This window comes from Parabacteroides sp. Marseille-P3160 (assembly GCF_900162725.1).
Lineage (GTDB): Bacteria > Bacteroidota > Bacteroidia > Bacteroidales > Tannerellaceae > Marseille-P3160.
Map to the genome: position 1 here is coordinate 498,364 of NZ_LT799418.1, position 24,252 is coordinate 522,615.

Sequence of the window (24,252 nt, forward strand, 5' to 3'; positions counted from 1 at the left end):
TGTTTTTGTTTTTTTATAACTATTAACCATTAAATTATTCATTTATGAAAGAATGCATTAAAATGTTACTGGTTTGTGTCATTGCTCTTCTTTATCCGCTGGGAATGGCAGGGGCAAGTCCCGAAAGACCAAATCCGGAAGATTCCGGTATATTATCAGTGGGGCAACAATCTAATATTAAAATTGGCGGAACGATTACCGATGCATCGGGAGAACCTATTATTGGAGCCAATGTGGTGCAAAAAGGGACTACGAGAGGGACCCTTACGGATATAGACGGACGGTTTTCTTTGGAAGTCTCTCCTGATGCCGTCATTGTCGTTTCTTATATCGGATATGTGGAGCAACAGATCACAGTGGGTAGTCAACGGACGTTTAGTATTCAATTAAAAGAGAATTTGCAAACCCTGGAAGAAGTGATCGTCGTTGGTTACGGTACACAGAAGAAGGTAAACCTGACGGGTTCTGTGGCAGCAGTTAATATGAGTGAACTCTCAGAGACTCGACCTATTACTTCTTTGTCTTCTAGCTTACATGGATTAGCAGCCGGACTTTCCGTTAATCAGGGTAATGCCCGTCCCGGAGCAGATGGAGCCACCTTACGAATTCGTGGACAGGGCACGTTGAATAATTCGAATCCATTGGTTATTATCGATGGAGTAGAAGGAAGCATGAACGATATCAATGCCCAGGATGTGGAAAGTATTTCTATTTTGAAAGATGCAGCCTCCTCCGCTATCTATGGTTCACGGGCAGCAAATGGCGTTATTCTTATTACAACCAAGAAAGGTAAAGAAGGCTCTATCAAGGTTAATTATAATGGACAATTGAGCACTCAGAAAGCGGCTCATCTGATAGAATCGATTAGTAATTACGCAGATTATATGGAATTATATAATGAAGCAACCCGAAATACGGATCCGAATGCACAATTACAATTTTCGCAGACCTCGATTGACCTATGGAGAGCCAATGAAAATGGAGATCAATTGTTATATCCGAATACAGATTGGACGAAAGAAATTTTTTCTTCCAATTTATCGCAAAATCATAATCTTTCTATTAGCGGAGGAACAGATAAATTGCATTTATTCGGTTCTTTCGGATATTTGGATAATCCGGGAATTATCGAAAATTCAGGCTTTGAAAGATATACGGCGAGAATCAATGCAGATGCTGCCGTAAAACCTTGGCTTACTTTAGGCATGAATGTGAGCGGATTTGTGTCTTCTTCTGATATAGGAACGGAATTATTAGATTCTAATGTTTTCACATATGCGGCCGCCAGTACACCAGGCATGGTTCTTCGTTCTCCGGATGGAAGATATGGGGCTCCTAATAATTCAGAAGATGATCCACAATCTAATAACGTACTTGCTCAAGTAAATTCTGTAAAAGGAGATGTTCGACAGAATCGGATACAAGCACGTTTTTTCGGAAAAATGACTCCGCTAAAAGGCCTTACTATCGAAGGTTCTTATAATTATGATTTTAGAGATAAGATACGGGAACAACAGCCGGTATTCATTGATCGTTGGAATTTTCTAACAAACGCAATTGCTGTAAGTGGAACCGGGCGTACTTATGTCTTAAATCGTAATGAGAAGTATTACCGTTATTTTATGGATGGAACGGCCCGTTATGAAAATAAATTGTTTGATAAACTCTCATACAATGTAATGGTAGGAGCTAGTCAGGAATATTATAAACAGTCATGGTTCCAAGCTCAGAAATATGATCTTACAGACCCGAGTCTTACGGTATTAAATGCCGCCACGTTGGATGCTACAGCTACAGGTACGGCTACAGACTGGGCTATGCGCTCTTTCTTCGGACGCCTAAATTTAAATTGGGAGGATAAATATTTATTTGAAGCAAATTTAAGATATGACGCTTCTTCCCGTTTCCGTACTGGAAGTGACCGTTGGGGAGCATTCCCTTCTTTTTCTGCTGCATGGAGGATAAAGGAGGAAGGTTTTATGAAAGATATTCAATGGTTGGATAATTTGAAAGTACGCGCTTCCTATGGTTCTTTAGGTAATAATTCAGTTGGTACTCTTAGTTCGAGTGGAAATGAATATTCCGTGGAAAACTATAATTCGGTAGGAAACTATGATTACCAGGCCGTTTATGCTGCATCCAACTATATATTAAATAATACCTTGAATGTCGGTTTTGCGCAGACAGCTTTATCTAATGCTATATTAACCTGGGAAAGTACCTATGTTACCAATCTAGGGTTTGATTTTGATGCACTTTCAACTAGATTATCCGGAACAATCGATTTCTTTAATAAAAACACGAAGAACATTTTGATTAATCTACCTGCTCCTTTGGTTGTCGGAAATGCTTCCATCCCCAAACAAAATGCGGCAGAGGTAAGGAATAGAGGTATTGAAGTGACCTTGGGATGGAATGACAAAATTGGAAATGTTAAATACCGTATCAACGGAAACTTTAGCTTTGTGGATAATAAGGTCACAAAATTTAAGGGTAAGGAAAAAACGATCAGTGGTGCAAATGTAATACAAGAGGGATTACCAATCAATGTGCAATATGTATTGGCGGTAGATCGTATTATTCAAACAGATGAAGACTTAGCTCTGGTCCAGAAAATGATAGATGAAGCTCCTATTGATGAGGCAACAGGAATAAAGAAAAATCCATTTGCTACATTCGGGACACCTTCCAAGGGTGATCTATTATATAAAGATCTGAATGGTGATGGAATAGTAGACAATGATGATAAATATACATTCGGTCATGGAACGGCACCACGCGTTAATTATGGTTTGTCACTGGGCGCAGAGTGGAATGGTTTTGATTTATCCGTATTGTTGCAAGGGGTAAGTGGTTATAAGGTCTTTTGGTTAGATAATTATTACAGACCTGTCGTTGTTTACGGTAACCATATTAATAAAGAGATTGCGGAAGGCCGTTGGTATGAAGGACGAACAGATGCGACTTATCCGAGATTGTTACAATCTTCAAAAACATTGAATACGCAGTACAGTGATTTCTGGGTGACAGACAAATCGTATTTACGTGTGAAAAACATCCAATTAAGTTATATGTTACCGAAGAAGCTAATTCAGCCTTTCGGAATTGATAATATCCGGGTATATGCTAATTTGGAGAACTATTTCACTTTTACTAAATATAAAGGATTTGATCCGGAGATTAGTGGTATAAATTATCCTATTATGAAACAGACTACTTTTGGATTGAGTGTATCATTCTAATAAAAAAAAATTATCATGAAAAGAACTATAATAAAATATCTATTTCTGTTTGCGGGAGTCCTTTCTTTGAACAGTTGTTATGATTTGGACACGGCTCCCTACGAACAAATCAGTTCCTCAACGTTTTGGAAGACTGAGGAGCATGCTAAACAGGCGATTATGGGCGTCTATAGACAGGCAAAACAACAATATGTCTTCGGTACAGCTTTTATGTTTGACAATATGGGAGATATCGGCATCGGTTATGATGCTCAATCCTATCAGGAGGCTTTTCTCGGATCTTACAATGACCGTTCAGTAATTGTGGTTAATCATTGGAAAATGACTTATGACGGCGTTCAACGGGCAAATACGGTGATCCGGAATGTTGCGACCATGACGATTTCCGAAGAAGTAAAAACACAAGTCATTGCAGAGGCTAAATTCATGCGGGCTCTCTATTACTTCCATTTGCTTGATTTTTTTGGAGGAGTCCCCTTATATGATGAGTCGGTTGATTTGAATGCTGATTTCAATAACCTGTTAAATCTGAGAAGTTCGGAAGACGATGTACGTGCTTTTATTCTAAAGGATTTGGATGCAGCGATCCAAGGGCTACCCGTTTCCTGGTCTACTGATAATTACGGACGTGCTACAAAGGGTGCGGCTTATGCCTTACGTGGCAAAGTTTACTTATACCATAAAGAATGGCAAAAGGCGGTTGCTGATTTTGAGGAAATAGTTTATAATAAAACGAATTCCTACGGATATCAATTATATGACAATTATGCAGATTTATTTAATCAAAAAGGTCATGCCAGTTCTGAAATGATATTTGCTATTCAAAATAAAGGAGGGGTAGGAATTGATAATGGAATGCCGTTTGCCTTTTATATTGGAACTCGCAGTACATACGGGAGTTGTTGGAATAATGGAATGCCTTCTGCCGCATTAGCGGATATGTATGAACTGAAAGACGGGAAAAAATTCAATTGGAATGACTTTATTCCACGGTTTAATGAAGATAATGCGGTAAAGAGTAAAGCTTTCCTTGCTACTCATACAAATGGGGTATTGACTTCTGTTCCTGATACGGCGCTATTGGCTTCTATTTATGCGAAACGCGATCCACGGATGTTGCAAACTTTAATCGTTCCTTATTCTACTTATTTAGGTTGGAATGCAAATAAAGAACGGCAAATGTTGTTTGTCGTTGCTCCGGGAACAAATGAAAATTTCGGACAAATCAGAAATAATAAGGGATGGTATACCTATCTTTGGAGGAAGTTTGTTCCGGAAGGAGATCTGAATGGAGAGTTAACCAACCGGGAACATACTCCTTTTAATTTTCCGATTATTCGTTTGGCTGATGTACTGCTTATGTTATCGGAAGCCTATAATGAATTAGGGCAATTGGACAAAGCGGTGGTCGAGTTAAATAAAGTTAGACAACGTTCTTCTACCAACATGCCGGCCCTGAATAGTGGTTCCGAATGGTTAAAGGTAACGACAAAAGAAGAAATGTTTGAACGTATCATGCATGAAAGAGCGGTTGAACTGGCTTGCGAAGGACATCGTTTTAGCGATCTAAAAAGATGGGGGTTGGCAAAATCCATGTTGAACAATGTGGTTGAGAAGTCTCTGATCGGAGCGAATCTTTATACTCGTAAATTTGACGACCGTGATTATTTATGGCCGATACCCGGACAGGAAATTGAAACAAATGATTTGTTGACTCAAAATCCTGGTTGGTATTAATCTTTTATCAGAAGAAGAGGTTGTCATACCTCTTCTTCTGACTTTTTCCTTTTGTTGTTGGCGAGAATCAATTAAAGAACCCAACAGATCTGCTCGTTATCTTCTTGGAAATGATATAAACGGATAATACGAGTAAGAACATTTCAAATACAAATTAAATAATGAAGAAATATCTTGTCCTTTTACTCACCGTGATAATATCTAATTTTGTGTGTTTATCGCAGTTACAGCAACATAGACTATCTTTAATCCCTGATCCTAAGGAAGCAGAGGTACTTTCCGGCGAATTTGTTCTTTCATCAGCTATTCGTTTGCATTATCCCTCGAAACTGGATAAGACAGCTTCTCTTTTGACAGATTTCTTGTCTGCTAATTATGGGGTACAATTAAAAAAAGGATCGGCAAGTAAAAACTCAATTCGATTGATTGTTGACGACTCCATGAAATCAGAGTCCTATCAATTACAAATAGATAAAGATGGAGTTCGTATTCAAGGAGGAGAAACCGGAGTCTTTTACGGAGTCCAAACGCTTCTGCAATTAATTTCCAGGAATGAATCCGGTAAGTTATCACTTCCACAAGTCGTTATCAATGACGAGCCTCGTTTTACCTTCAGGCAGAAAGAGTGCTATTTATACTGTAACAGAATGAAAATAGAAACTAATACCATTAAAACATGAAAATATCTTTTTATACAATCTTCCTGTTTTTGTTCCTTTGCTCTTTTTCGACACATGCTTATACGGAAAAGAATCTATTACAAAAGGCAGCGACTTTAGAGCAGGTTCAGTCTGCTCTGATAATGGATCAGAAATGGGTACCTTATCCCGTATATTCTGATCGGAACGGTTGGGAGCAATTATTAGGCGCTTCCAATAAGGAGACTCTTATACAAAGAGGAGAGAAAGCCCTTACTTACGAGTGGAAAGTCGTGAAGGCTACCGATTATCTTGAATTTGAGAGAAGCGGAGACCGCCGGATTATGGAGGATCCGTTGGGCAGCAATGTAACGGCAGTAACCGACCTTTTCTTTGCTGAATTGGCCGAAGGAAAAGGCCGGTTTATGGATCAATTGATTAATGGTGTTTTTACTTCGTGTGAAATGACTTCCTGGGTACTTTCAGCTCATTTAACTGCTCAACACTCCAAACGTTCTTTACCGGATTATAAAGAAAATGTTATTGATCTTATGTCAGGAGATATGGGATCCCTGTTTGCATGGACTTATTATTTCTTCCACAAAGAGTTTGACAAAGTAAACCCGGTTATTTCGGAACGGTTACGATACGAGTTGCAAAAGCGCATTTTGGATCCTTATATGCAGGAGGATCGTTTTTGGTGGATGGCTTTCGATTGGAAACCGGGTGTTATGGTGAACAACTGGAATCCGTGGTGTAATTTCAATGTGTTGCAGTGCTTTTTGTTACTTGAGAATGACCGGGAGACTTTAGCTAAAGCTGTTTACCGGACCATGGCCTCGGTCGATAAATTTATCAATTATACCCATGAAGACGGCGGTTGTGAAGAAGGTCCTTCTTATTGGGGACATGCTGCCGGTAAGATGTATGATTATTTACAAATCCTTTCCGACGGAACCGGAGGGAAAGTCTCCGTTTTCGACCAACCCATGATTAAAAATATGGGAGAGTATATCGTACGTTCGTACGTGGGAAACGGGTGGGTTGTCAATTTTGCAGACGCTTCCGCCAGAGGGGGAGGGGATGCTCCTTTGATCTATCGATACGGGAAAGCCGTTAAGAGCGACAGGATGATGCAACAGGCTGCTTATTTAAACCAAAAGAAAGAGCAATTGTCAACGAGCCGCGATATCTTCCGTTCCCTGCAGAATATACTATATGCCGATGAACTGAATAAGATGCAGGGAAAGCCTCAGCAGGCTCCTTATTCCTGGTACCCGGAGACGGAATTTTGTTATATGACGAATTCATCCGGGTTCTTTTTGGCAACGAAAGGAGGCTATAACAATGAGAGCCATAACCATAATGACGTAGGTACTTTTTCTCTTTATCTGAACACAATACCTGTCTTTATCGATGCCGGTGTAGGTACTTATACCCGGCAGACATTCAGTAGCGAGCGGTATACGATCTGGACTATGCAGAGTAATTATCATAATCTGCCGATGATTAACGGAATTCCCCAAGCGTTCGGATCTCAGTATAAGGCGACTGATGTGGAATTCGAAGCAAAGCAAATGAGTTTTTCAGCCAATATAGCTCAGGCATATCCGGCCGAGGCCCGTGTGAAAAAATGGATTCGTTCGTATACGCTTTCTAAAAATAGTTTATTGATTGAAGATAATTACGCATTGGAGCAAGCCGCTCAACCGAACCGAATCAATTTCCTGACTTGGGGAAAGGTCGATCTCTCCGAGAAAGGAAAAATTAAAATTGCGGTTAAAGACCAGAAAGCGATGCTTTCCTATGACGAAAAGGCGTTCGATGTTTCTATTGAGACGATTTCCATAGAAGACCCGCGATTGTCCAATGTTTGGGGCAATGAGGTCTATAGGGTATCATTAACGGCTAAGAAAGTAAGTACAATCGGAAAATATAAATATACCGTTCAGCAAATAAAATAATTAAATCAAAGAAAAAGATGAAGAATTTGACCACTTTCATGTGTGCCATTCTGTTGACAGCTTGCCATACCCATAAGCAAGTCGAGGAGCAGGATCCTTTTATTCAGGAAAATATCAGTTTTGCGCAGGAGCAACTGGGAAATGCGATAAAAACGATTGAAGCCAGCGGGAAAATATTAAATCCGGTGACTCTTAAACCGGACGGATCGGTTTTCTATTGCGATATGACCGATTGGCGCAGCGGATTTTTCCCCGGTTCCGTTTGGTATTTGTATGAACTGACCGGAGATTCTGCCCTGTTGCCTCTTGCCGATAAATATACTGAAGCGATCAAAGGAGCAAAAGATCTGAATTGGCATCATGATGTCGGTTTTATTATTGAATGCAGTTTCGGAAACGGACTACGGTTGACAAAAAATGAGAAATACAAAGACGTGATTGTCGATGCCGCCCGCTCGTTGTCCACCCGTTTCCGTCCGGTACCGGGTATCATCCAATCCTGGAATGTAGACAAGGGCTGGCAGTCGGAGCGCGGATGGGAATGTCCGGTAATCATTGATAATATGATGAATTTGGAATTGCTGTTCAATGCGACCAGGCTGACCGGAGATTCTTCTTTTTATAAGATAGCCGTTTCACATGCCGACCGTACCCTGGCTGAACAATTCCGTCCGGATGGGAGCTGTTATCATGTGGTGGATTATGATTTGAAAACCGGTAAAGTACGAAATCGCCATACGGCGCAAGGCTATTCGCATGAATCTGCCTGGAGCCGGGGGCAAGCATGGGCGATTTATGGCTTTGCCCTTTGTTATCGGGAAACAGGAGAAAAGAAATACCTGGATCAGGCGGGCAAAACTTTTCAATTTATGAAGAATCATCCTGTGATGCCTGAAGACCTTGTTCCCTATTGGGATATGGATGCTCCGGACATTCCGGATGCCTTGAGGGATGTTTCCTCGGCTTCATGCATTGCTTCCGCTTTATATATGATGAGTACATTAGATACGGTAAATGCTTCTTCTTATAGAAATTATGCGGATCGTATCCTTGTCTCCTTATCTTCGCCGGATTACCGGGCTAAATTAGGGGAAAACGGTAATTTCATATTGATGCACTCGGTCGGAAGCATTCCTCACCAGGCAGAGGTGGATGTTCCTCTCAACTATGCCGATTATTATTTTTTGGAAGCCCTTAAACGTAAACGTGACTTGGAGGAGACCGTAAAAAATTAGAATTACTAACTTAGAACCGATTGCCGAAAGGAGACGGAAATCCTGTAAAAATTCATAACTGTGAATGAACGCGTTCACAGTTATGAATTTTTCGTTTCATAGTTATGACTGCGCGCAGTCATAACTATCATTTTTTCAGCAATCGCATGCAATAGGTATTTTCCTCTTGTATTCATATGAAAAATAGCAATGAATGGTGATTGTGGAAAGAAGAAGCTAATTCTACTTTTGTGGGCGTAAAAGTGTATTAATTTAATCAAATCAAAATGAAAATAGGTTTTAAAGATTTAAGAATAGTTATTCTCTTCTTTTCCATTTTAATGTTTTTCTCTTCGTCGTTATTTTCTCAAAGCAGGAATGGGCGCATTATGGGTTATGTTAAGACAAGTGATAATGAACCTCTCTCCTACGCTTCGGTACTTTTGCAGGATACGAAATACGGGGATATGGCAGCAGATGACGGTCGTTTTTCTTTTCAAGCTCCTGCGGGAAAATATACATTGATCGTTACTTATACAGGATATATTACGATAGAGAAGGAGGTTGTGGTAGTGTCCGGTCAAAGTTTAGATGTGGGTACCCTTATCATTAATGCAGATTCGAAAAGGCTCAGGGAAGTCGTGGTGGCGGATATACAAAAAAATAAGTTTTCGAAAAAGATGACCGCAACAGTCGCCCGTATGCCGCTTGCGGATATGGAAAACCCAAGCGCTTATAGTGTCGTTTCAAAAGATTTTATGCAGGAAATAGTGGCGACGGATTTGAATTCGGCCGTATCTAATGTACCTGGAGTTATTGCTAACAACGGAGTAAATGATAGCGGTAATGACTTTACCTTGAGAGGTTTCACCGGTAATGCAACCTTTAGGAACGGATTGATTGTAAATCCACGGACCCAAACCGAGATTGCAAACGTAGAGCGCATCGAAATACTGAAAGGGCCTGCCGGGACATTATTCGGAGGGCTGATGTCGACTTATGGAGGAGTTGTTAATACCGTAACAAAGCGTCCCTATGAAAGCTTTAGAGGTGATGTTAATTATACGACCGGAAGCTGGGGATTAAATCGGTTTACGGTAGACCTGAACACTCCGTTGAATAAAGACCGTACGGCATTGGCCCGTTTCAACGGGGTAGCGCATACGCAGAATAGTTTCCAGGATGCGGGTTATATGAAAAGTTTGGCTTTTGCGGCAAGTTTGGCTTTTAAGACGAGCGAACGTACGACCGTTCGTTTTGATGCCGATATTTACACCCCGGATAAAACGCTGAACGCTTATGTACGGAATTCCCAATTGCTGAATTACGAATCCATGAAGGATCTTAAGTCTTCACACGGACGTGCCTTTACGAGTAATGATATCGGAACCAAACGTACTTCATACTATGCCTTAGCCGAAGTAGAGCACCGTATATCGAACAACTGGACTTCAAGAACATCTTACCAACATGGTGAATCGGGTGAAAAAGAATCGATTTTTCTCGTCTTGATGTACAACACGGATAATACCAAAGTCTCCCGTTACATAAGGCCTTTTGATGTATACGAAATGAAGACGGATAATTTCCAGCAGAATTTTATCGGCGAATTCAATCTGGGTAAGATACGCAACCGGTTTGTAGGAGGTTTTGATATACTGGCTCGGAGCACATTCTATCAATATGGAACGTTTAAGGATAATACATATTCCAGGGTCTTTGTTTTTTACGATGATGTGACGCTGGATGATACTACACCTTGGCAACCGATTACGCGTACGGAAGTGAATAAGTTGGAAAGAATTTCAACGACAGGCATTAAAAACAGTGATTATTCGATAAGCGCTTATGCTTCCGATGTTATCGATTTTACGGATTGGTTAGTTGCCATGGCGAGTGTGCGTGTAGACAGATATAAAAATCAGAAAACCGTGACCAACGGCGTGAAGGGGGATGACGATTACCATCAGGTACAAGTCTCTCCTAAATTTGGAATTGTCGCCAAATTATGGAAAGATAAGATTTCTCTTTTCGGTAATTATTCCAATGGATTTACGAATGTCGCGCCGTCTATGGGTTCGAATGGGGAGATAAGGAAATGGGATCCTCAACAATCTTATCAGGCAGAAGGCGGATTTAAGTTTGAATTATTAGATGGAAAAATAACCAGTACGATCAGCTATTACGATATCAAAGTAAAGAATTTGGTAAGAACGTTGGATGACGGGACATCGGAACAAGACGGTACCCAATATAGCAGAGGCTTTGAAGCTGAAGTGATTGCTAATCCGGTGAGGGGGCTGAATATTGTTGCCGGATTCGGGACGAATAAAAATAAATATACCCGATACAACGAGTCTTACCAGAATAAAAAAATGTACTTTATTCCTGATAATATCTTTAGTCTATGGACAAGTTATAAAATTCTGGATGGAAAAGTCGAGGGATTAGGTTTTGGCGCCGGTGTGAATTATGTGGGTAAAGCTAATCTGAATATGGTAAACGATTTTTATGTCCCGGACTATACCTTATTGAGTGCCAGTTTGTTTTATGACCAACCGAAATATAAAGTAACTTTAAAAGTCAATAATTTGACGGATGTTACTTATTGGAGCGTTTATGGACAACCTCAAAACCCGCGCCAGTTTATGGCAAATATCTCTTATAAGTTTTAATGAAGAAATTTTCCTGAAGTTATTCCGGCGATATATTCCGCCGGAACAACTTTATTTTATAAGGCCGGTTAATCCGGGCAGTATGAATGTCAAAAGAAGAATAAATAATAAGATTTAGAATGAATAAGAAACTAATCTCATGGCTCCATTTATATCCGGGCCTTATTTCTTCCCTACTTGTGTTTTTTGTTTGCATTACCGGTACAATCATAGTGTATAGTGATGAAATCATGGATCTCTCAGCAGGCAAAGCTTGCTATGTCTCGGAGATAAAAGAAGAAAGGTTACCAGTTGACCGATTGATAAATATTATAAAAAAGGAATACCCACAGCGTAAAGCGGTCAGTTATATGGTTGCATATAAAGATCCGAAACGTAGTGTCCGGTTTAATACGTATGGAAAAGAAGACGGCTTGCGGATGGTCTATATGGATCCTTATACCGGGAAAATCCTGAAAGACGACGGAACCATTTACTTTTTTTATATCACGGCACATTTACATAATTCATTACTTTTGGGTAAAACAGGGCAGTGGATTATCGATATAGCAACGATTATATTAATTCTGGAATTAATCACCGGGCTTATTTTATGGTGGCCGAAGAGATGGAACCGCTCTTCGAGGAATAGTTCGTTTAAGATCAAATGGAAATCAAACGCCAAACGTCTTAACTACGATCTCCATAAGGTATTAGGCTTTTATGCCCTGGGTGTCATTCTCTTATTATCCATCACAGGATTACTTATAGCCTTTAATCCGTTATCGGCTTTGGTGCTGAAATCCGCCGGAGCGGATACCTCTCATCAATGGGAAAAGCAATTGCCCGGATTTCAGCCGGATAAACAAGCATACGATTTAAACCGGTTAATCAAAAATACATTTGACCGGTATCCTCAAAAGAGTGAAGTGCAGGTGGCAACCTACAAATTAGATTCCAGTGGATATTATTCTCTCAGAGTAGCCGATCGGATCGGCTTAAAAAGTGCACAACGTCCCGTCTTTAAAGTATATAACCGCTTTTCAGGAGAAGAAATCGAGATACCGGAGCCTGCCTTGAAGCACGAAAAGATTGAGAATACGATTTGGGTTTTGCATATGGGGAATTGGATGGGGCCTGTTGGCAAATTTGTCACATTCTTAGGAGGCCTGATTGCCTCAAGCCTTTCCTTAACAGGTTTCTATATCTGGTGGGGAAGGAGAAAAAAGGGAAAGGGGTGATTGGAAAATACCCCGGTTTGCAGGCGGAATGTATAATCTTGCTTCCATAGCTTCTATACCTCTTTATGAAAAAGGAATGCTACATTCAGTTTTCATTGCCTTTTTTTCTGTACTCATTGGGAGGCATGTGAAATTGTTCTTTGAAGCAACGACTGAAATAGCGGGCGGATTCAAATCCCACCTGCTCTGCTATTTCGATGATCTGCATTTGCGGTTTCTCCTTTAGCCATCTGGCAGCCAACTTAAGTTTGTAATTCAATACGAAATCATTGGGCGTCATACCTGTCAAAGACTTGAATTTCGCATAGAATGAACTTCGGCTGACTCCAAGTTGTTGGGCCATTAGATTCATGTCGAATACCGTATTATTTAAATTTTTTTGGATGATCTTCTCAACCGACCGAAGGAAGTCCCGGTCCATGGGATTATCAGCCAGCAGGCTTGTCTCGAAGTTTTCCTGTTGACTGAATTTCTGTTTGATGATAAGGCGGTTACGCACAATATTATTGCAACAAGCAAGCAGTACTTTTGAATTAAAAGGTTTGGTGATATAGGCGTCTGCCCCGTGCTTGAAGCCTTCGAGGTTTTGCTCCGGTGAAGTGAGCGCCGTAAGGAGTACAACCGGAATATGGGAAAGATTAAGATCGCTTTTTATTCGCAAACACATTTCCGTGCCGGACATTTCAGGCATCATGATGTCACTCAGGATAATATCCGGCATGATTTCTACCGCCTTTGTCAGTCCTTCCTTCCCGTTTTTAGCTATACATACCTTATATACAGGAAGAAATAGAGAGACTAATATTTGAAGGAGTTCTTCATTATCTTCAATAATAAGGATACTGTAAGATGCATCTTTTTCATTTGTCAGGATATAATTTTCCATCTCCGGTTCTACCGTTTCTCCGTTATCGTATGATTCGGTTAAGATGGGTTCCATATCTATCACAGAAGAATTTTCTTTTTCAAATACAGCTTCCCCCCGCTCGAAATGTGTTTTTCCTTTTTTTAATCGTACGGAAAAAATGCTTCCGTATCCGGGTTTACTTTCTACCTGAAGAACCCCTTTGTGCAGTTCTATGATATTTTTAGAAAGAGAGAGGCCGATACCGCTTCCGATAGTTTGTGTCGAGCTGTTTATTTCATTTTCACTTTGATAGAAATGATTGAAAATTTTATCCAATTCCTCTTTCTTTATACCGATGCCATTATCGATAATCTTTATGACTACTTCGTCCGTCGTTTCTTCAAGGATGATATCGATCATTCCGTTGGATCCGGTATATTTGAATGCATTCGATAGTAAGTTCAAGATTACCTTTTGCATTTGTTTCGAATCAATCCAGCATAAAACGCTTTCTTGTGAGGTTTGGAAGTGATAACTGATATTTTTATTCTTAGCAATTTCAAGAAAAGAAAGATAGATCTCTTTGATAAAAGGAACCATGTTCCTTTCTGCTATTTTCAATTTTGTATGGCCTTGTTCCAGCTTTCGGAAGTCTAATAATTCACTAATCAGATTACGCATCTGATACGAATTCTTGTAGACTTTTAATAGCTTGTTGTATAGAGAAGGCGCCAAACGGTTGTTTTGCAAAAGTAGTTCTATCTGTGATATAATGAGAGTCAATGGAGTTCGGAATTCATGGGAAATGTTGGAGAAGAATTGTAACTTCTCTTGATTAAGTTCTTCTATTCTCTCTTTCTCCTTTCTTTCAAACTCAAGAGAAGTACTTAAAAGGATTTCGGCATGTTTAAAACGGATAAAAGTATAGACTATTCCTAAAAATACAAGAATATACAACGCATAAGACAGAGGGGTGGCATAAAACGGTGATTGAACAATAACCTCCAGTTGGATAGGTTCTACTTGCGGCATGTTTGAATTTTGTTTTTGCCGAACCGATAGCTTGTATTTTCCGGGGCTTAAATTCGTATATGATATCTTTTTATCTGTATTTAATATCCATTTTTCATCAAAGCCTTCCATTTTGTATTCATATACAGGTGTTTCGAGTGAGCTTACATAGTTGTTGGTCGTGAACGTGAAAATCAAGTTGTTCTGATTATACTTTAAAGTTATTTTCTCTGTATAGGGTAAGGCTTCTTTCAATACTTTTGAGGAAGGTCCCGGATGTACCAACTCGTTGTTGACGGATAAAGAAGAGAAGTATAATTTATATTTCTTTTTAGACAAGAAAAGAGATTCTTCATGGAAAGAGGTAAGTCCGTCTACTCCTCCGATGAAGATTTCTCCATCTTGACAGACAAACATTCCACATCCGTAATTAATGCCGGAGATAGGGAGCGCTATTCCCAACTCTATCACCTCAAGTTTCTGTTTGTCAGGTGAGAGAATACTAATGCCTTTATCTCCCGATATAAGTAAAGATCCTTTTTTCGTTTGTACAATATCATAGCAATAATTACTTTGTAATAAATTCTGTTCGGCACTGTATTTCACAAATGAATTCGTTTCCTTTCTTATTTCGAACAACCCGGATCCTCTTGTTCCAAAGAAAATACGGTTTTGATTATCTTCGAATATCTTAATAACCGAATAATTCTTTATGCCGTTGCCCGGCAGGCTATATTGTGTCTGATCGTTTTCATTTTCCAGATAAATGCGGATTATACCGGAACCTATCCCAAGCCAGATGTTATTTTTAGAATCTATTAAAAAAGAATTCGGAGTATAGTTTTTCTTAAATAATTTGGAAATTTTCCCGTCATCGAGAGACATTTTAAAGAGCCCTTTCCGAGTATAGAAAATCAGGAATTCGTTTTTATAAATCCCCACTTGATTTATAACATCATCTGCTAGTTCAGGTGTATCCGATGGGTAAATTGTTTTTATGTTATGGAACTTCTTTCTTGAAATATCATAAATAGATAATCCTCCGATATGGGTACCAATATATAATTTATTTCGTTCGGGACTGTAACAGATGGATTTTAAATTGTTGTGTGATATTGAATTGCCCGATTCTCCAGCGATGAAATGAGTAAATTTACGCTTCTTTCTGTCAAAAAAATTCAATCCTCCTCCTTCGGTACAAATCCAAAGATTATGATCCTTATCTTCCGCCATATGTCCGACAAAGGGATTGCTTATACAATCGGTACGCGAAGTATCGGCATAATAGTAGGTAAATACATCCGCAACCGGATTAAAATAGTTTACGCCTCCATAATAAGTACCGATCCACAGGCTTCCCTGTTTATCTTTATAGATAGAGAATATGGAAGAATGGACCAGACTACCGGGGATTACATCTTTTGAATAGACCTTGAATACTCCCGTCTTCGGATTAAAAACATTAAGTCCGAGAAAGGTTCCTATCCATATTTGTCCATTGCTGTCTTCGGCAAAACAACGGATATGGTTGCTTGAAATGCTGTTGGAATTGTGGGAATCATGCATGAATTTCTTAATCCTTCCTTCTTTATCCCGTTTATACATTCCGTTTTCACGAGTGGCAATCCATATATTTTTTTGGGTATCTTCAAACAGTTCGTAAATATCTTCTTTGGGAATGACTGTTTGAATTTCTTTCCCCTGCTTGAGGAGCAAACCGTTTTTGGTACCAATCCACAGTTGCTTATTGGAATCGATAAATATTTTCTGAATGGAGAAGTTTTCGACTTTTACTATAAAATCATATGATTGTTCCTTCGGATTCCAAATGCAGATAGAGTCATTTATTCCAAACCAAAGTCGATTGTCATGAAAAAGGAGGGCTTTTATATTATTGGGAATCAGTTTCTCAAAGCGTTCGGTTCTGAAATCATATCGGAGTAAAGCGGAATAATCGGAAATAAAGTATAAATTACCGTTTTTATCTCCGGTGAGAGGGTATGTTTCATTTCCAGGAGACAGGACCTTTGGGCTATTTGTCGGTTTGAATGAGATTGTAACGTTCCCGTCATACATGCTTAATCCTTCTTCTGTTCCGAACCACATGCGACCAAACTCATCCTGATAGATTGACATGACGGCTAATTGGGCCAATCCCTCTTTCATCCCGATATGTTTGAAGTAAATGGAATATATATTGGGAGTAAATGCGCAGATATATAGTAGAAGAATCAGGTATCTCTGTTTCATAATCGACGGATATATGAGTTGCCGGTTTTAACGATATCTCTTAATAGTAGTCAAGATGTACGAAAATAGCTTACGAATATACGAAAAAATAATTAATTTACTGAGCTCCTCTTTTCTCATTGCTTTTGAGAATAGAGTTGGGTGCGAGTCAAACTTTTTGCCTATATTTATCGTCCAAAATGATGAGTCTGTTAAACTTATTGGTTATGAGAAATGAATACCGTGTTTTATTATTGGCGGCCGCCTCGATGATGGTCTGCTCCTTTTCTTTCGCTGAGAAAAAGTTTACCTTAAAAGCTCCCGACGGGCAGTTGCAGGTGGATATTACGATCGATAAGACGATCGAATACTCCGTTACGCAAGGGAGCGATCTGCTAATAAGCCCATCGCCGATTTCGATGACTCTGACGAACGGGCAGGCTTTCGGCATCGATCCGAAGTTTCAGAAGAAATCGACCCGTAGCGTGAACCAGACGATTGCACCTCCTGTCTATAAGCGGGCTGAGATCAAAGACGAGTTCAATGAGTTGGCTTTGAAATTCAAGGGAGATTATACTTTGATTTTCCGCGCCTACAACGAAGGGGTGGCTTACCGCTTTGTGTCGACTTCCTCCAAGGGCTTCGAGGTTCAAAGCGAACAGGCTTCTTTCCGTTTCCCGGCGGACGCCCAGGCGTTTGTTCCTTATGTGAAGGGACGGACGGATGCCGGGTTTGAGGCCCAGTTCTTTAACTCGTTCGAAAATACGTATGAGCATATTCCCCTGTCAAAATGGGATAGCAAGCGTCTGACATTCCTTCCGTTGTTAGTGGAAGGGCCTAATGGAAAAAAGGTATTGATTACCGAGAGCGACCTGCTGAATTATCCGGGTATGTATCTGCATAACCCGGATGGATCTCCCGGTTTGCAGGGCGTTTTCGCGCCTTATCCCAAGGAAATCGAGCAGGGCGGGCATAATCGTTTGCAAGGCGTGGTAAAGTCGCGGGAGGCTTACCTTGCGAAATATGACAAGGGTACCTCCTTCCCCTGGCGGGTCATTGTCGTTTCTGAAAAAGACCGGGAGTTGGCGGATAACGATCTGGTTTATAAGTTGGCTTCTCCCGCTACATTTACAGATATAGCCTGGATCAAACCTGGGAAAGTGGCCTGGGACTGGTGGAATGATTGGAACCTGTATCACGTTGATTTCCGCACCGGAGTCAATAACGAGACATACAAATATTATATCGACTTTGCCTCCGCACATGGAATCGAGTATGTTATTCTGGACGAAGGATGGTCGGTCAACTTACAGGCGGATCTGATGCAGGTCGTTCCTGAGATTAACTTGCCGGAACTGGTTCGTTATGCCGACAGTAAGAAAGTCGGACTAATCCTCTGGGCCGGGTACCTGGCTTTCGACCGGGACTTGGAAAAGGTCTGCAAGCATTATTCCGAAATGGGGATCAAAGGTTTTAAGGTAGACTTTATGGATCGCGACGACCAGGCGATGGTGAATTTCCACCGGCGGGCGGCCGAAACAGCCGCCAAGTATCATTTGATGCTCGACTTCCACGGAACGTATAAGCCGACCGGCTTGCACCGTACTTATCCCAATGTAATCAATTACGAAGGGGTGCATGGTCTGGAGACTATGAAATGGTCGCCTGGAAGCGTGGATCAGGTGACCTATGACGTAACAATTCCTTTCATCCGCATGGCTGCCGGCCCATTTGATTATACGCAAGGCGCGATGCGGAATGCGACGAAGAATAATTACTATCCATGCAATTCGGAACCGATGAGTCAGGGAACCCGTTGTCGCCAACTGGCGGAATATATTGTCTTCGAATCCCCATTGAACATGCTTTGCGATAACCCTTCCAATTATATGGCGGAGAAGGAATGCCTTGAGTTCATCGCATCGGTACCGACCACTTGGGATCAAACGGTTTCGCTGGACGGAGAAGTGTCCAAATACATTGCCATTGCCCGTAAGAAAGGCAACGACTGGTACGTCGGCGCTTTGACCAATTGGGATGCCCGTACGTTGGAGCTGGATCTTTCCTTCCTGGGAGAAGGTTCCTACCGGGCGGAGATTTTCCGTGACGGCATCAATGCCGACCGTGTAGCGCGTGATTACGTGAAAGAGGAAATCTCCATTCCGGCGTCCGGGAAGCTCAGTGTGAAACTGGCTCCCGGCGGAGGTTGTGTCCTTAAAATCACAAAAGGAAACTCGTAAAAAGAGTCTGAAATAGATGAAAAAAATGAGTTAACTGAAATTCTCTAATCAGTATACTCGTTTTCTACAATCAGTGCACTGAATAAAATGATTCAGTGCACTGATTTTTTTGCCTGGGTTTATTGAGTTTGACTTGTAAGGAAAAAAGTTTACACAACTTAAAATTAAAGAGGTATAACCTCAGGAGAAATGCATTTCCCTATTTGTTCGGTGGAGTGTCCTCACTCCGTCGTGTTGGAAGCAAAGCTCCCGCTTCCGCCGAACATAACAGGAGTTTGCCCTGGGTGTAAGCTTTTTTCGTACAAGTCACTGTCTTGATCTTGAGTTTTTTTAAATAGATCCCAATTATTATTTTTCGTAATATAAATGATGGATGATGCCGTCGGCAAGGCCTACTTTAGGTACATATATCCGGTCTATTTTGCAAATCTTGCTGATCGTGGAAAAGATTTTCAGCGCCGGAACGATCACATCCGCCCGGTAGTATTTCAGTTGATAATTGAGGATCCGCTCTTCGTAACTCATTTCCTTCAATGTCTGATAAAGGATCTTGAGCTCCGTATACCCGATCGGTTCGTTTTCCCTTTTGCCCAGTAGCTTGTGCACTTTGTTGATATTGCCTCCCGAAGCGATGATACTCATCGGATAATACCCTTTGTAGACTTCCTTCAGCCATTCCTTAAAACGTTTTTTTTCCATCTTCTCTACCTTGTCTGCCAGCATGCGTACCGTTCCGATTTGGAAGGACTCTGACATAATTTTCTGATGGTTGCTGTAAAGTATGATCTCCGTGCTTCCCCCGCCTACATCCACATAAAGGTAATTCCGTTCCTGGTCCATCATCTGGTCTAGTCTTCCGGCTTCATAGATGATGTCTCCTTCTTCCCGGCCGTTAATGATCTCGATCTCGATCCCGCAAAGCTCTTTGATCTTACTGACGACTTCAGCCCCGTTGGAGGCATCCCGCATGGCGCTGGTGGCGCAAGCGCGGTATTTGCTGACACCATAGGCTCGCATGATATGGATGAAGCCGGTTAAGGCGTCTTCCAGGCGTTGCCGTTTTTTTTCACTGATCTTTCCTTCATCGAACACATCTTCCCCCAAACGAATCGGGACTCTGAGAAAGGCTGTTTTCTTAAACTCCGTCGTGGACGCATTCTGGTCTATATCGTTAATCAACAGTCGGATCGCATTGGATCCGATATCAATCGCTGCATACGTTTCCGTTTTCATGGGCTATGTCTTTATAAAAATCGTATAATACAACCTGCGAACGACAGGGTGTTTCTCCATTCTGTCGGTAATTGTTTTTACCGAACTCGCTCAAATCGCGGGCCTTGATATTGTCCGACCATTGGATTCTGAAAAATGATTTGAGTGTCTTCTTTATCGATTCGTCTAAGATAGGAATTCCTACCTCTACGCGCCGGTCCAGATTTCTTGTCATCCAGTCTGCGCTCGAGATGAATGCCTGGTTGTTTCCATTGTTGCAGAAAATAACCAACCGAGCATGTTCCAGATATTTATCCACAATGCTGATGGCCTCTATATTCTTGCTTTCCCCTTCTTTTTGGGGTTGCAGGGAACAGGAACCCCGGACAATGAGCCTGATTTTGACGCCGGCATTGCTTGCCTTATACCGTAACTTGATCATCTCTTCATCCGTTAGGCTGTTGAATTTTGCATAGATGAATGCCTTTTTCCCTTTCTGCGCGTTCTTGATTTCATTTTCGATCAAGTCCTTATACTGGCTCCTCATGAAATAGGGAGAAACCATCAGCCGTTTACAGGTAAACCGTTTGTGTGGGTTTACCAGGAAGTCAAAGACGATCCGGGCGTCTGCCACGACTTGGGTATTGGCCGTAAACAGGCCGAAGTCGGAATAGATTTTGGCCGTCGATTCATTGAAATTTCCGGTCCCGACATAGACATAGCCCCGGATAGAGGCTCGTTCCTTCCGCTCTACAAGTACTAATTTGCTATGTACCTTCAGCCCGTCGACGCCATGGATGATTTTGACGCCGGCCTTCTGGAGAAGTTCGGAGTTTTCGACGTTCTGCTCTTCATCGAAACGGGCGAAAAGTTCGAGTAAGACCGTTACCTGCTTCCCGTTTTTGGCGGCATTGATCAGGGTGTTAATTACCTTTGAATGTTCGGCCGTACGATAGAGCGTGATGAAGATGCTTTCCACTTTCGGATCGATAGCCGCTTCCCGGAGGAAGTCGATGAAGTGATTGAATGTATGGTAAGGATAATTCAACAGAATATCTTTCCGTCGGATGACGTTCAGGACGCTGGAAAAGGCTTTGATGTCCGGGTGAAACAACGCAGGCGGGTTTTGGTATTCCAGATCCGGACGGATCCAGGGAAATTTCATCAAATCCCTTTTCAGATGATACCGTCCTCCGGGCTCTATGCTGTCATGCGCTTTTATGTTCAGCTTCGAAGTGATGATTTGCAATAGGTCTTCCGGCATCTCCCGGTCGTAGACTAGCCGCACCGGTTGCCCGTGCAGCCGGTTTTCCAACCCTTCTTCCATTTTCTCCAACAAACTTTTCGAAATATCGTCGTCCAGGGTAAGTAAGGCGTCTCTCGTAAATTTAAATGTGTAAGCCGCGATATGTTCCAGATTAAACATGAAAAAGATGTCGTCCAGGCAAAGGCGGATGATGTCGTCCAAGAAGATGATTTCACTCTTTCCCGGCAGAGATGGCAATTCGATAAAGCGGGGGCATGCCTGGCTTACGGGTATCTGAATGACGGCGTAACGTACCGTCGCCCTTTTGTCGGAACTTAGTTTTACGGCATGATAGATGTAGTTATCCATCAGGAAAGGCATCTTGGTACTCTTGCGGATGATTAGCGGAACCAGCCTCGGGCTTACGACCGAGGAAAAATAAGTCCGGCAAAAGGCCTTCTGCTCTTCGTTCAATTGTGTCTCGCTAACAAGGTAAATTCCTTTTTCCTCCATCTCGGAGACGACCTCCTGATAGACCTTGCCGAATTTATTCTGGCATTCCAGTACTCTGGCATTGAGAAGAGGCAATAATTCCTGAGCAGTATAATTCCCTGAAAATTTAGGCGTTTTCTTCCCTCTGAGTTGGGCCATCCTGGTCACGTTCGCGACCCGTACTTTGATAAATTCATCCTGGTTATTGGAGAAAATCCCTAAGAAACGGAGTCTTTGCAAGAGGGGCACGTTCCTATCCTGCGCCTCCTGCAGTACGCGTTCATTAAAATTCAACCAGCTTAAGTCTCTGTTATTTATCATTTTAAAATACTTAGATGTCTCTCTGAAATTCCTTATCCCGCTTTCTTAGGGGAGAAAACAAATGCTTCTTATTCTTTAAACGGCAAGAGGGACCAATTTGTTTTCCTTTTCGGCGCTGGTCTCCGTTTCTTTTTCATTTTCTTTGGCATAATAGACGACTTCCCAATTCCCGGTATAGTCCTCTGTCAATGCCGATAGCGACTCCACCCAATCTCCCGAATTGAGATATAAGATGTCGCCATAATAGCGTTTTTCAGGATGATGGATATGGCCGCAGATTACCCCGTTGCAATTCTTCGCCTTGGCGATATTGACGATATGGTTCTCGAAATCGCTGATATAGGATACAGATGCTTTCACCTTGTCTTTTATCTTTTGGGACAGGGAATAGTAGGGAAGCCCTTTCTTTATGCGCATGTTATTGTATGCCTTGTTAATATGCAGAAGCAGCGTGTAGCCTACGTCTCCTATCTTGGACAGCCAGCTGAACCGGCTGGTCACCGTGTCGAAAACATCTCCGTGAAGGACATAGAAACGTTTGTCCCCACTGGTATGGATATAATCCTTAACGATATGGATATTTTGGAAATGCATGGGAAGAACCCTGTCGAGGAAATCGTCATGATTCCCTCTTAGATAGATAATCCGGGTGTCGTGCTGGAGGTCCAGGAGCAGCTTGATGAAAGTGGTGTGTTTCTTTTTCCATTTTGCTTTTCTGCCGCGTATCAGGTTCCATCCGTCAATGATATCCCCACAGAGAATAAGCGTGTCACATGAATTATGTTTTAAAAAGCGAGTAACCTCTTTTGCTTTCGACCACTTGGATCCCAAATGGATATCCGATAATACAATCGTCTTATGATGTTTTGTTTCTTTCATGACTTTTCGCCCTTTTGCAATTCAAAGGAATTATTTGATTGTGAAGGAATGATATCTTTCTTGTTAAATTACGGTTAATTCGCAACTTCCTTGTTTTTTTTCTTTCCGGGTTACTGGATAGCGCTCTTTTTCAAATACAGATCCTTTATGATTCCGTCCGCGATCCCGATAATCGGGGTTTCGACAACCAGCGCATGGACCATTTTCATTATTCTCAGATAAATATTGATAGCCGGAAGAATTACGTCCGCCCTGTTTCTGTTCATATTAAGTTTTAACACGCGTTCTTCGGGCGTCATCCCCCTCAATTTCCTCGCATAGGCGATCAGTTCTTCCCGGCGGATACGGCCGCACCGGCGAAGAAGCGAATCCAGCTTGTTGATATTTCCTCCCGAACCGATAAGGGAAACTTTGGGGAATTCTTTGCAATGCATATTCAACCATCCTTTCAGTTTATCCCATTCTGCCGCTTCGTCTTCTTCGCTTAATGTCCGGATGGTACCCAACTTGAAAGACTCGGAAGCGATCTCCTTGTTCTGGAAAAAAATGATCTGGTCTGTCGAACCTCCGCCTACATCCGTGAAAATATAGGCCCGATCCGGTTCCAGGTTGTGTTCTACATTATTCAGGAGAATATACCGGAACTCTTCCTTTGGGTCAAGGACTTCAACCGGGGCGCCTGTCTGTTTGCGTATATAGTCTATCACTTCTATTCGGTTGGTTGCTTCCCTAAGGGCAGAGGTGGCGCAAATTCTCCAGTCTTCGATGTCATAGACTTTAATAAGCGAGCAAAGTGCTTGTACCAGGAGTGCCAACTTTTCCTTCTTCTCTTCGCTGATGAAGCCGTTTGTGAAGGTATCTTCCCCCAACTTTAATGGAATCCGCACCAATTGGTCTTTTTTGAAAAAGAGCTTTCCGCCGTAACTTATGACGTCGGTAATTAATAACTTAACAGAATTGGAACCGATATCAATGGCGGCTAAACGTTTCGTATCCATTCTTTGTTTGATTTTTCAGACGAAATTAAGGGCAAAATGTTACTAAATGATTAAGAGGGGATTACATTTTTGTGAATATTCGGTGAC

General features: G+C 41.5%; 13 protein-coding genes. 8 read left to right on the top strand and 5 right to left on the bottom strand.

The genetic code is table 11. The annotated features are described in order from the left end of the window. The first annotated feature begins 44 nt into the window (after positions 1-44). The 7 genes from BQ8014_RS02020 (at position 45) to BQ8014_RS02050 (ending at position 12,690) form a co-directional block, all read left to right on the top strand. Positions 45-3,242 carry a SusC/RagA family TonB-linked outer membrane protein gene (locus BQ8014_RS02020; RefSeq protein ID WP_080902900.1) on the top strand — a complete coding sequence of 1,066 codons (3,198 nt, stop codon included), beginning with the start codon at positions 45-47 and terminating at the stop codon, positions 3,240-3,242. Between the two features lie 15 nt (positions 3,243-3,257). Continuing rightward, on the top strand, positions 3,258-4,979 hold the full coding sequence (locus BQ8014_RS02025) for a RagB/SusD family nutrient uptake outer membrane protein (RefSeq protein ID WP_080902901.1): 1,722 nt from the start codon (positions 3,258-3,260) through the stop codon (positions 4,977-4,979). Between the two features lie 161 nt (positions 4,980-5,140). Then, a complete protein-coding gene (locus BQ8014_RS02030) occupies positions 5,141-5,659 on the top strand; it encodes a glycoside hydrolase family 20 zincin-like fold domain-containing protein (protein ID WP_080902902.1) in 519 nt (172 codons plus the stop codon). After that, positions 5,656-7,581 carry a heparinase II/III domain-containing protein gene (locus tag BQ8014_RS02035; RefSeq protein ID WP_080902903.1) on the top strand — a complete coding sequence of 642 codons (1,926 nt, stop codon included), beginning with the start codon at positions 5,656-5,658 and terminating at the stop codon, positions 7,579-7,581. Before BQ8014_RS02030 ends, BQ8014_RS02035 begins: the two co-directional genes overlap by 4 nt. Positions 7,582-7,619: 38 nt before the next feature. Further along, positions 7,620-8,816, top strand: coding sequence for a glycoside hydrolase family 88 protein (locus BQ8014_RS02040; RefSeq protein ID WP_234998103.1), 1,197 nt, complete (start codon positions 7,620-7,622; stop codon positions 8,814-8,816). 266 nt (positions 8,817-9,082) lie between these two features. After that, positions 9,083-11,470 carry a TonB-dependent receptor gene (locus BQ8014_RS02045; protein WP_080902905.1) on the top strand — a complete coding sequence of 796 codons (2,388 nt, stop codon included), beginning with the start codon at positions 9,083-9,085 and terminating at the stop codon, positions 11,468-11,470. Between the two features lie 119 nt (positions 11,471-11,589). Continuing rightward, positions 11,590-12,690: a PepSY-associated TM helix domain-containing protein gene (locus BQ8014_RS02050; RefSeq protein ID WP_080902906.1), complete on the top strand. Its 1,101-nt coding sequence runs from the start codon at positions 11,590-11,592 to the stop codon at positions 12,688-12,690. A gap of 85 nt (positions 12,691-12,775) precedes the next feature. Here BQ8014_RS02050 and BQ8014_RS02055 read toward each other — a convergent pair whose 3' ends face one another. Further along, positions 12,776-16,798: a hybrid sensor histidine kinase/response regulator transcription factor gene (locus BQ8014_RS02055; protein WP_234997958.1), complete on the bottom strand. Its 4,023-nt coding sequence runs from the start codon at positions 16,796-16,798 to the stop codon at positions 12,776-12,778. 206 nt (positions 16,799-17,004) lie between these two features. Between BQ8014_RS02055 and BQ8014_RS02060 the strand changes: the two genes are divergently transcribed. Continuing rightward, the gene (locus tag BQ8014_RS02060) at positions 17,005-19,017 is read left to right on the top strand and encodes a glycoside hydrolase family 97 protein (protein ID WP_080905762.1); all 2,013 of its coding nucleotides are present in this window, start codon (positions 17,005-17,007) and stop codon (positions 19,015-19,017) included. Between the two features lie 348 nt (positions 19,018-19,365). Here the strand turns inward: BQ8014_RS02060 and BQ8014_RS02065 are convergent, their stop codons facing one another. From BQ8014_RS02065 to BQ8014_RS02080, 4 genes are all read right to left on the bottom strand, one after another. Further along, positions 19,366-20,250: a Ppx/GppA phosphatase family protein gene (locus BQ8014_RS02065; protein WP_080902908.1), complete on the bottom strand. Its 885-nt coding sequence runs from the start codon at positions 20,248-20,250 to the stop codon at positions 19,366-19,368. Further along, a complete protein-coding gene (gene ppk1, locus BQ8014_RS02070; protein ID WP_080902909.1) occupies positions 20,222-22,288 on the bottom strand; it encodes a polyphosphate kinase 1 in 2,067 nt (688 codons plus the stop codon). The genes BQ8014_RS02065 and ppk1 overlap by 29 nt, the downstream gene beginning before the upstream one ends. Positions 22,289-22,363: 75 nt before the next feature. Further along, positions 22,364-23,167: a UDP-2,3-diacylglucosamine diphosphatase gene (locus BQ8014_RS02075; protein ID WP_080902910.1), complete on the bottom strand. Its 804-nt coding sequence runs from the start codon at positions 23,165-23,167 to the stop codon at positions 22,364-22,366. 110 nt (positions 23,168-23,277) lie between these two features. Then, positions 23,278-24,165, bottom strand: a complete 888-nt coding sequence (locus BQ8014_RS02080; RefSeq protein ID WP_080902911.1) for a Ppx/GppA phosphatase family protein — start codon at positions 24,163-24,165, stop codon at positions 23,278-23,280. Between the last annotated feature and the right edge of the window lie 87 nt (positions 24,166-24,252).

Excerpts from the sequence above, each read along its gene's own strand:
- BQ8014_RS02065 (WP_080902908.1), bottom strand. The coding sequence starts at position 20,250 with ATGAAAACGGAAACGTATGCAGCGATTGATATCGGATCCAATGCGATC.
- BQ8014_RS02075 (WP_080902910.1), bottom strand. The coding sequence starts at position 23,167 with ATGAAAGAAACAAAACATCATAAGACGATTGTATTATCGGATATCCAT.
- BQ8014_RS02035 (WP_080902903.1), top strand. The coding sequence starts at position 5,656 with ATGAAAATATCTTTTTATACAATCTTCCTGTTTTTGTTCCTTTGCTCT.
- BQ8014_RS02055 (WP_234997958.1), bottom strand. The coding sequence starts at position 16,798 with ATGAAACAGAGATACCTGATTCTTCTACTATATATCTGCGCATTTACT.
- BQ8014_RS02080 (WP_080902911.1), bottom strand. The coding sequence starts at position 24,165 with ATGGATACGAAACGTTTAGCCGCCATTGATATCGGTTCCAATTCTGTT.
- BQ8014_RS02050 (WP_080902906.1), top strand. The coding sequence starts at position 11,590 with ATGAATAAGAAACTAATCTCATGGCTCCATTTATATCCGGGCCTTATT.
- BQ8014_RS02060 (WP_080905762.1), top strand. The coding sequence starts at position 17,005 with ATGAGAAATGAATACCGTGTTTTATTATTGGCGGCCGCCTCGATGATG.
- BQ8014_RS02045 (WP_080902905.1), top strand. The coding sequence starts at position 9,083 with ATGAAAATAGGTTTTAAAGATTTAAGAATAGTTATTCTCTTCTTTTCC.
- BQ8014_RS02025 (WP_080902901.1), top strand. The coding sequence starts at position 3,258 with ATGAAAAGAACTATAATAAAATATCTATTTCTGTTTGCGGGAGTCCTT.
- BQ8014_RS02020 (WP_080902900.1), top strand. The coding sequence starts at position 45 with ATGAAAGAATGCATTAAAATGTTACTGGTTTGTGTCATTGCTCTTCTT.
- ppk1 (WP_080902909.1), bottom strand. The coding sequence starts at position 22,288 with ATGATAAATAACAGAGACTTAAGCTGGTTGAATTTTAATGAACGCGTA.
- BQ8014_RS02040 (WP_234998103.1), top strand. The coding sequence starts at position 7,620 with ATGTGTGCCATTCTGTTGACAGCTTGCCATACCCATAAGCAAGTCGAG.
- BQ8014_RS02030 (WP_080902902.1), top strand. The coding sequence starts at position 5,141 with ATGAAGAAATATCTTGTCCTTTTACTCACCGTGATAATATCTAATTTT.